The 7797-nt window shown below is 59.1% G+C and carries 6 protein-coding genes and 1 pseudogene; 4 read left to right on the forward strand and 3 right to left on the reverse strand.

The window, feature by feature from the left end:
* Positions 1-111 precede the first annotated feature (111 nt).
* Complete coding sequence (eno, locus tag FCN80_RS10175) at positions 112-1398, forward strand: phosphopyruvate hydratase (protein WP_136990044.1); 1287 nt, start codon at positions 112-114, stop codon at positions 1396-1398.
* Between the two features lie 55 nt (positions 1399-1453).
* Complete coding sequence (locus FCN80_RS10180) at positions 1454-2167, forward strand: LysR family transcriptional regulator substrate-binding protein (RefSeq protein ID WP_230492597.1); 714 nt, start codon at positions 1454-1456, stop codon at positions 2165-2167.
* 13 nt (positions 2168-2180) lie between these two features.
* On the opposite strand, the gene FCN80_RS10185 is transcribed toward FCN80_RS10180, so the two are convergent.
* Together FCN80_RS10185 and FCN80_RS10190 are read right to left on the reverse strand one after the other, a co-directional pair.
* Positions 2181-3545, reverse strand: coding sequence for a sigma-54-dependent transcriptional regulator (locus FCN80_RS10185; RefSeq protein WP_136990045.1), 1365 nt, complete (start codon positions 3543-3545; stop codon positions 2181-2183).
* Between the two features lie 2 nt (positions 3546-3547).
* The gene (locus tag FCN80_RS10190) at positions 3548-5302 is read right to left on the reverse strand and encodes an ATP-binding protein (RefSeq protein WP_136990046.1); all 1755 of its coding nucleotides are present in this window, start codon (positions 5300-5302) and stop codon (positions 3548-3550) included.
* A 225-nt stretch (positions 5303-5527) separates the two neighbouring features.
* Between FCN80_RS10190 and FCN80_RS10195 the strand changes: the two genes are divergently transcribed.
* Both FCN80_RS10195 and FCN80_RS10200 read left to right on the forward strand, forming a co-directional pair.
* Positions 5528-6028: a hypothetical protein gene (locus tag FCN80_RS10195; RefSeq protein WP_136990047.1), complete on the forward strand. Its 501-nt coding sequence runs from the start codon at positions 5528-5530 to the stop codon at positions 6026-6028.
* Positions 6029-6211: 183 nt separating this feature from the next.
* Complete coding sequence (locus FCN80_RS10200) at positions 6212-7450, forward strand: pyridoxal phosphate-dependent aminotransferase (protein ID WP_136990048.1); 1239 nt, start codon at positions 6212-6214, stop codon at positions 7448-7450.
* 137 nt (positions 7451-7587) lie between these two features.
* Here the strand turns inward: FCN80_RS10200 and FCN80_RS10205 are convergent.
* Positions 7588-7797, reverse strand: a pseudogene (locus FCN80_RS10205) (hypothetical protein); the annotation flags it as partial.

Consider the following 7797-nt stretch of genomic DNA (forward strand, 5'->3'; position numbering starts at 1 on the left):
CTTCCGTCGCGATTTACGCTGTCCGATAACCGGCCCGGCCGCCGGGGAGGGGGCAAACACCTGCCGCCGGCCGTGCCCTGGTACTTTGTGGAAAACAAGAAGAGGTGTTTTATGAATACATTGCTGGAAAAAATTGTGGCTCGTGAAATTTTGGATTCGCGGGGCAATCCCACCGTGGAAGTGGATGCCTGGTCCGCAGATGGACTCTGTGCCCGTGCCTCCGTTCCGTCCGGCGCCAGCACCGGTTCGCGCGAAGCTATTGAACGCCGGGACGGGGACAAGTCGCGGTTTGGCGGCAAAGGCGTGCAAGACGCGGTCGACAGCGTCAATCATGAGTTGAACGACGCCCTGCATGGACAGGATATTTTCGGACAGCGTCATATAGATAGGATGATGCTGACGATTGACGGAACGGAAAACAAAGCCCGACTGGGCGCCAACGCGATCCTGGGCGTATCGCTGGCCGTGGCGCGATTGGCGGCTGTTTCGCTGCGGCAGCCGCTTTATCGCTACCTGGGCGGTATTGGCGCCAATTTGTTGCCGGTGCCCTGCATGAACATCATCAACGGCGGCGTGCACGCCCGCGGACAAGGCGCTGATTTTCAGGAGTATATGATAGCCCCACTGGGCGCCGACAACTTCCGCCAGGCGCTGCGCTGGGGCAGCGAAGTCTATCAGGCCCTGCGGCAGATCCTGTTGGACGAGGGGCTGTCCGCCGGCGTCGGCGATGAAGGCGGATTCGCGCCGGCGGTGGCGTCCAATCGCCAGCCGCTGGAATTGCTGGTCCGGGCGATGGAAAAAGCCGGCTATCGTCCGGGAGAAGATATCGCCATCTGCATGGATCCGGCCTCCAGCGAATTTTACCACGAGGGTAAATACCATTTGCGCACCGAGGGTAGCGCGCTGACCTCGGCCCAGATGACCGATTATTACCGCGAACTCATCAGTGATTTTCCCATCGTGCTGCTGGAGGATGGTTTGGCGGAGGACGATTGGGCCGGTTGGAAAACGTTATACAACAGCATCGGCAATGTCGTCGAACTGGTGGGCGATGACTTGTTTGTGACCAATGTAAAATATATCCAACGGGGTATTGATGAAAATCTGGCCAATTCGGCGTTGATTAAACTCAACCAGATAGGCTCGTTGAGCGAAACGGTGGATGCCGTGCAGTTGTGCCACCGCCATGCCTGGGGCGCATTTATTTCTCACCGCAGCGGCGAAACCACCGACAGTTTTATCGCCGATATGACGGTGGCGTTACGGGCGGGGCATCTGAAAACCGGCGCGCCTTGCCGCGGCGAGCGTATCGAAAAATACAATCAACTGATGCGCATTGAAGAAGAACTGGGCGACAGCGCCGTTTATGCGGGCGCAAAGGCTTTCGTTAATCGTTAACGGATGCCCGCCGGCAAGCCCTTCGCGGGATTGCCGGCGATACGAGGTCAGCCTGATGAATGACACGTCCCTCCTTTCCGCCGCCAATAATCACGGCGATACCAAACGGGAAATAATTCTCATCGCTAAAAGGGAAAGCAAACGGTTGCGGATTGGGCTCAGTCATCTATTTCAGTCCTATTTCAAACCCCTGATTTTGCAATTGCATCAGCATTATCCCAATGTCGAGATAAGTGTATCTGTTTCTGACTCGAGCAATATTGAAGTCTTATTGCAAAAGGGTTTCATTGATATTGCTTTAATACAAAAACCCTACCTAAGAGAGGGCTATGATGCGATTTCCTTTTCACCCATCGACCTGGTGGCGGTGATTAACGAACAATTGCCCGAATCGCCTCATTCGACGATACCGTTTCTGGAACTGGGGGAATTTCCGCTGGTATTGCTGCGCCGCAACAAGGATGCCGGAACCTATGAACTCTTGGTGGATCATTTCCGCAAAGGCGGTATTGAACCCCATATCGTCATGAACATTTCCCAGCCGGGGGTGATACTCGATTGGCTGGAATCCGGGCTGAAGGCCGCCGCGCTACTGCCCGCCTCGGAAGTGGATCCGGCCAGGCTGGCCCATTGCCGGGTCTACGATATCCAGGCCGCGCCGCAAATTTTTTTCCCGGCCATGGTCAAGATGTCGGTGGTGTCCTATATGAAGGAAATGATGGATATCGTGCAATCAGGCTATCCTTTTCCGGCCGGCCACATCACCTGACCGACCGGCGGGGTTACTCGCCCGTTTCCCGGCGGCGGATTTTGCTGTGCAGGGTTTTGCGCGTGATGCCCAGTCGACGGGCGGCTTCGCTTTTATTGCCGCCAGCCATTTCCAGCGCGTTGACGATGGCGGCGTGCTCGATTTCGTCCAGCGTCATATCGCTGAAATCGGCGGTCAGGGGCGTTCGCTCGTTGTCCCCTTCGCGCAACGGCGGGGGAAACTCCTGCAGGCTGACGTATTCACCCATCATCAATACCACTGATCGTTCCACCACGTTCTCCAGTTCGCGAATATTGCCGGGCCAGTCGTATTTCAATAGCCGATCCATGGCCTTTGGCGTGAATCCCTTGGCGGTTTTGCCGTTTTTGGCGGCAAATTTCTGCAAAAAGTGCATGGCCAGCAAGGGGATATCGGCAACGCGCTCCCGTAATGGCGGCAGCCTGAGCGCCACAACATTCAGGCGGTAAAACAGATCCTGGCGGAAGCGGCCGCCGGCGACTTCCTGCTCAAGATCCTTGTTGGTGGCGGCCAGGATACGGACATCGACCTTGACCGTCCGATCGCCCCCCACCCGTTGTATCTCCCGTTCCTGAATGGCGCGCAGCAGCTTCACCTGCATAGGCAGCGGCATGTCGCCGATCTCATCCAGAAAGAGGGTCCCCTTGTCGGCCGCGGCGAAGCGGCCGTCCCGCTGTTTTTCCGCGCCGGTAAAGGCGCCCTTTTCATGGCCGAATAATTCCGATTCCAGCAAAGACTCGCTAATGGCGGCGCAATTGATCGCGATATACGGACCGTTGCGGCGCTGGCTATTGGCGTGAATGGCCTTGGCGATCAATTCCTTGCCTGAACCGGATTCGCCGGTGATAAGGATGGTTGCCTCCGACGGCGCCACCACGGCCAGCATCTCCATCAATTGACGCAGGGCGGGGCTGTGCCCGATGATCTGCTCGCCCTGTAGCACGGGCATCATCGCGTTACGCAATTGCTTGTTTTCATTGCCAAGGGAGACATGATCCAATACCCGCTTCAAGGTCAGTTGCAGCAAATCGAAATCCAGCGGCTTGGTCAGGTAGTCGTAAGCGCCCGCCTTGATGGCCTGTATCGCCGTTTCGGTATTGGAATAAGCCGTCATAATAAGAATGGGTATCGCCGGATTATACGCTTTGATTTCCCGAAGGGCGGTAATGCCGTCCGTGCCCGCCATGCGAACATCCATCAGAAGCAAATCGAACGGGCGGCTTCGGCATAACGCCACGGCGTCGGCGCCGTCGCGAGCGCCCTCCACCCGGTATCCCCAATCGGCGAGCAGCGTCAACAGCATCAGGCGATGGCTGTCATCATCGTCGACCACCAGCAGTGTCGTGTCTTTTAGCGGCATGGTTATTCCTCGTTAGCGTCGCCGAGCGGCAGTGAAAGGGTGAAAACGCTTCCGGCGCCGGGTCGGCTAACAACAGTCGCCTTGCCGCGGTGACCCTCGGCAATCTGTTGGACGATAGCCAGACCGAGCCCGGTACCGGAAGATTTGGTGGTGAAATAAGGGGTAAATATGGCCTCGACGATTTCGGGCGGGATACCGCCGCCGTTATCCTTAACCGCGATATCCAACTGCCGGCGCCGGGCATCCACATGTGTCGTGACGCCGACGGTTCCCCCCTCGGGAACGGCCTGAATGGCGTTAATCAGCAAATTGAGCAATGCCTGGGTTACCCGCTCCGCATTTAGCGGCAGCAAGGGCAGCGCCGGATCCGGCGCGAACGTCAAGGCGACGCGGCGTGCCCGGGCATCCGCGTCGGCCAGACGCAACGCATGGGCAATCACTGGATTCACCTCGGCGCGCGTCAGCGGCATCTCGCCGGGACGGGCGAAATCCAGCAGTTCCGATACCACTCGGTTCAGGCGATCCACTTCAAGAATCATCGTGCCGGCAGCGCGCTTTTCCGGTCCGTCGCCGGCGAATTTAGCGGACAAATATGTGGCGAGGCCCTTGATGGAACTGAGAGGGTTACGGATTTCATGCGCGACGCCGGCGGCCATATGGCCCAGGGCGGTGAGACGTTCATTGCGGCGCACGTCGGCCTGTAACTGCTTAACCTGGGTCAGATCGCGCAAGATGAATAAATAACCGAGACGGGCGCCTTCATCATTGCGAATTTGCGATGCGCTGAGACTGACCGGTACCGTACCCTTTCGCGCGGTATCCAGCTCCATCTCCCGCTCCAGCCATTTGTCGCCCCGCTCAAGGGCGGCCAGCACGGCCCGCCAGTCCAGGCCGCCCAGCCCCTCGAGCGGCGTCCCGGCGCCTTGCGCGACATCGTCGCCCAGCAGGTTTCGCGCCGCGTCGTTGGCCAGTATTACGCGCCCCCCGCTGTCGCTGGTCAGCAGACCGAGCGGCAGACTGGTTATCACTTCGGCGGCCAAGGCCTGCGTGTCTCTCAGCAACCGGCCGGACAGCCGGGAATTGTGCGCCCAGAACAGGGACACGAATCCGCCCAGGCCCAATAAGGTCACCAGGGCGGCTACCACCAGATTGTTACGCTGATCCGTGCTGAACGCCGCCTCGGCCGGCGCCGGATCCAACCCGACGAAAATAGACATTTTGCCGTCGGTGGCCGCGTCGCCGTCGCCGCCCATCCCCATCATGTTCATCATCATCGCACGATGGCCCGATGCCGGCGTAAATAGCTGGTATGCCTCAAAGAGTCGGCCGTCCCCGGCTTTTACAAACCGCCAGTCCGGCCGTTGCTGGGCGGTGGACGCGGCGAGATTCGCCAATTCGGGCCGGATGCCGCCGACCTGTGCGGCGTCGCTGTGCGCAATAATGCGCCCTTGGCTATCCACCACCATCAAATAACGGACGCCCGCTTGCCGGCCCGTTTCTTCCAGCAGCGACTGCAACAAACGGTCATCATCGCGAAAACCCATGGAGGCGCGGGCGCCGGCTTCCACTGAACTTATCAATGCCTCGGCGCGATTGAGTAAATTTTCCGTCAGGTAGTGTTTTTCCCGCTCCGTGTTGCGAAGGGCAAGGATAGCGATCGCCAGGCCGAGGATCACGGAAAGCCCTAGCAACAACCAGGGAGAAAGCGCCGTTGATGGGTTGGGACGGCGGGCAAGCAAAGGGATTTCTTCTGACATGGCATATCGATTCCAAAACGGGTAGATAACAGATGATGACACCTTTTAACCCACCGACGCCACCTTCTATGGGTAATTTTTACCCGAATATCGCGTTTTTTTGGCTCAAAAAAGGTGTTTTATGAAATAAATCATTATAAATCAATTAATTATAAACCTGGCACGCAACTTGCTACATATAGTCTAAGCAGGCGGATAACCCGCCGAATCAAAAGGACAGCCATCATGAAATTAACGAAAATCAATACGAAAGCGACGCTGCTGATTGCGGCCCTGGGCCTGGCCGGCGGTATCGGCGTCGCCGCTGCGGCGACCACCGCGCAAGCGCCGGCCGCCGCTCCGGCCGCCATCTCGCCGCAGCAACAAAAGGCATTAAACGATCGCTATCAGGCCATAGCCGACCTGCAACGGCAGATTCTGGCAAAACGCGCGGCCATCGACGCGCAAGTATACAGCGATAATCCCAACCAGGCGGAAATCCAGGCGGCAAGCCGGGATTTGGGCGCGCTGAGCGCACAGCTTTACACCGAACAGGCGTCGTTGCGTTCCCAGTATAGCCAGACGGATGGTCAATATTACGGCTGCCCCGGCTACGGCGGCGGTTATGGCGGTGGTTACGGCATGATGGGCGGCGGCCGCGGCGGTCGCGGCGGTTACGGTGGTTACGGCATGATGGGCGGTGGCCGCGGCGGCTACGGTGGCTATGGCATGATGGGCGGCTATTGATATCCACGGCGCCGGCGGCGTATTGAACCGCCGCGAAAAATTCCGTCCTTGAGGGGGAGGATGTCAGGCAAGCTATCGTTTTCCGTTGCCGCGGACTCCCTTTTTTTGCCGAAGATTGCTAATCTGGGACCTTCCCGTGACCCAGGTCACGTCCCAAGCGTTGTTGGCCAAGGCAAAAAAAATATGTCCGCGTTAATCGATAGCGCATTGTCCGCAAGCCCGTTCGGCGTCCCGGCGATGCGGCAAGCCGTGCAGGATTTGCGTTTTTCCTCCATCCGCGAAGTCGCCAATGCCGGGATCGGCAGAAGCGATATCTTGCCGTTCTGGTTTGGCGAGCCCGACCGCCAGACGCCGGCGTTTATTTGTGAGGCCGCGCAGGCCTCCCTGGCGGCGGGGGAGACGTTTTACACGCCAAACCTGGGGGAGGCGGCTTTGCGCGCGGCGTTGTCGCGCTATTTGTCCCATTGGCACCGACCCGTGGACGAGCACCGGATTGCCGTGACCAATTCCGGCGTATCGGCGCTGATGCTGGCGGCGCAGTCCCTCTACAGTCCCGGCGACCGGGTAGTGGCGGTCACCCCGGTATGGCCCAATCTCGTGGAAATTCCCAAAATCCTCGGCGCGTCGGTAACAGAGGTTTCCCTGATCCTGCGCCGCCATGGACAAGACGGCGTAAGCTGGCATCTGGATATGGATATGCTGCTGGCCGCCTTAACGCCCGATACCCGGGCTATTATCATCAACTCGCCGAACAACCCCAGCGGTTGGGTAATGCCGGCGGAACAACAGCGGGCAATCCTCGACCATTGCCGCCGGCACGGTATCTGGATTGTGTCCGACGAGGTTTATGGCCGTCTGTGGTTCGATGGCGGGCCGGAACGCGGCGCGCCGTCTTTTCTGGATATCGCCGATCCCGGCGATCGTCTGATTGTCGTCAACAGTTTTTCCAAAACCTGGCTAATGACCGGCTGGCGGCTGGGATGGCTGGTGGTACCGGAAACGCTGACCCCGGCGTTAGGCAAACTTATTGAATACAACAGCAGCTGCGCCCCGGCTTTCGTACAAAAAGCCGGGATAGCGGCGGTCGAAGGGGGGGAGCCGGTTCTGCGGGAGACCCTGACGCGTTATCGCGCTTCGCGGGATTTCCTTTATCGGCAACTGAACGATACGCCGGGTGTCGAAACGCCGCTGCCTGAAGGCGCCATGTATGTGTTTTTCCGGGTGGGGGGACTGCGCGACAGTCTGGCGTTTTGTAAGGCGCTGGTGGCCGGCGCCGGACTCGGATTGGCGCCGGGCAGTGCGTTTGGACCCGCCGGCGAGGGGTGTATCCGCTGGTGTTTTGCCAGTTCGCTGGATAAGCTAGAACTCGGAATGACGCGTTTTCGCGCCTTCCTGGCCGACAATCCGCCGGCGAAATACTGAAATAGACGCCGGAGACGTTTTCCCCCGCGCGCCGGCGAGGACGCCATCGGGTGCCGTACACCCTTTCGGCGGCGCGAAGCCGCCGGATATATTGCCGGACTCGGCCCCTGACATTGGGGACCGAGTCCGGACGGGCGCTACCGGTTGTTCAGTTCTCCCGGCTCTTCCCAGGCGCGGGCGCGGGCCACCGCCTTTTGCCAGCCATGGTAATACGCGTCTCGCTTATCGGCGGCGATGGCGGGCTGGAATTCCCGTTCAATCACGGCTTTGCTCCTGACTTCCTCCAAATCATCCCAGAAACCCACCGCCAGCCCGGCCAGGAAAGCCGCTCCCAGCGCGGTGACTTC

Origin of the sequence: Martelella alba, from assembly GCF_005217455.1 — a bacterium.
Classification (GTDB): domain Bacteria; phylum Pseudomonadota; class Gammaproteobacteria; order Enterobacterales; family Enterobacteriaceae; genus Acerihabitans.

Excerpts from the sequence above, each read along its gene's own strand:
- eno (WP_136990044.1), top strand. The coding sequence starts at position 112 with ATGAATACATTGCTGGAAAAAATTGTGGCTCGTGAAATTTTGGATTCG.
- FCN80_RS10180 (WP_230492597.1), top strand. The coding sequence starts at position 1,454 with ATGAATGACACGTCCCTCCTTTCCGCCGCCAATAATCACGGCGATACC.
- FCN80_RS10185 (WP_136990045.1), bottom strand. The coding sequence starts at position 3,545 with ATGCCGCTAAAAGACACGACACTGCTGGTGGTCGACGATGATGACAGC.
- FCN80_RS10190 (WP_136990046.1), bottom strand. The coding sequence starts at position 5,302 with ATGTCAGAAGAAATCCCTTTGCTTGCCCGCCGTCCCAACCCATCAACG.
- FCN80_RS10195 (WP_136990047.1), top strand. The coding sequence starts at position 5,528 with ATGAAATTAACGAAAATCAATACGAAAGCGACGCTGCTGATTGCGGCC.
- FCN80_RS10200 (WP_136990048.1), top strand. The coding sequence starts at position 6,212 with ATGTCCGCGTTAATCGATAGCGCATTGTCCGCAAGCCCGTTCGGCGTC.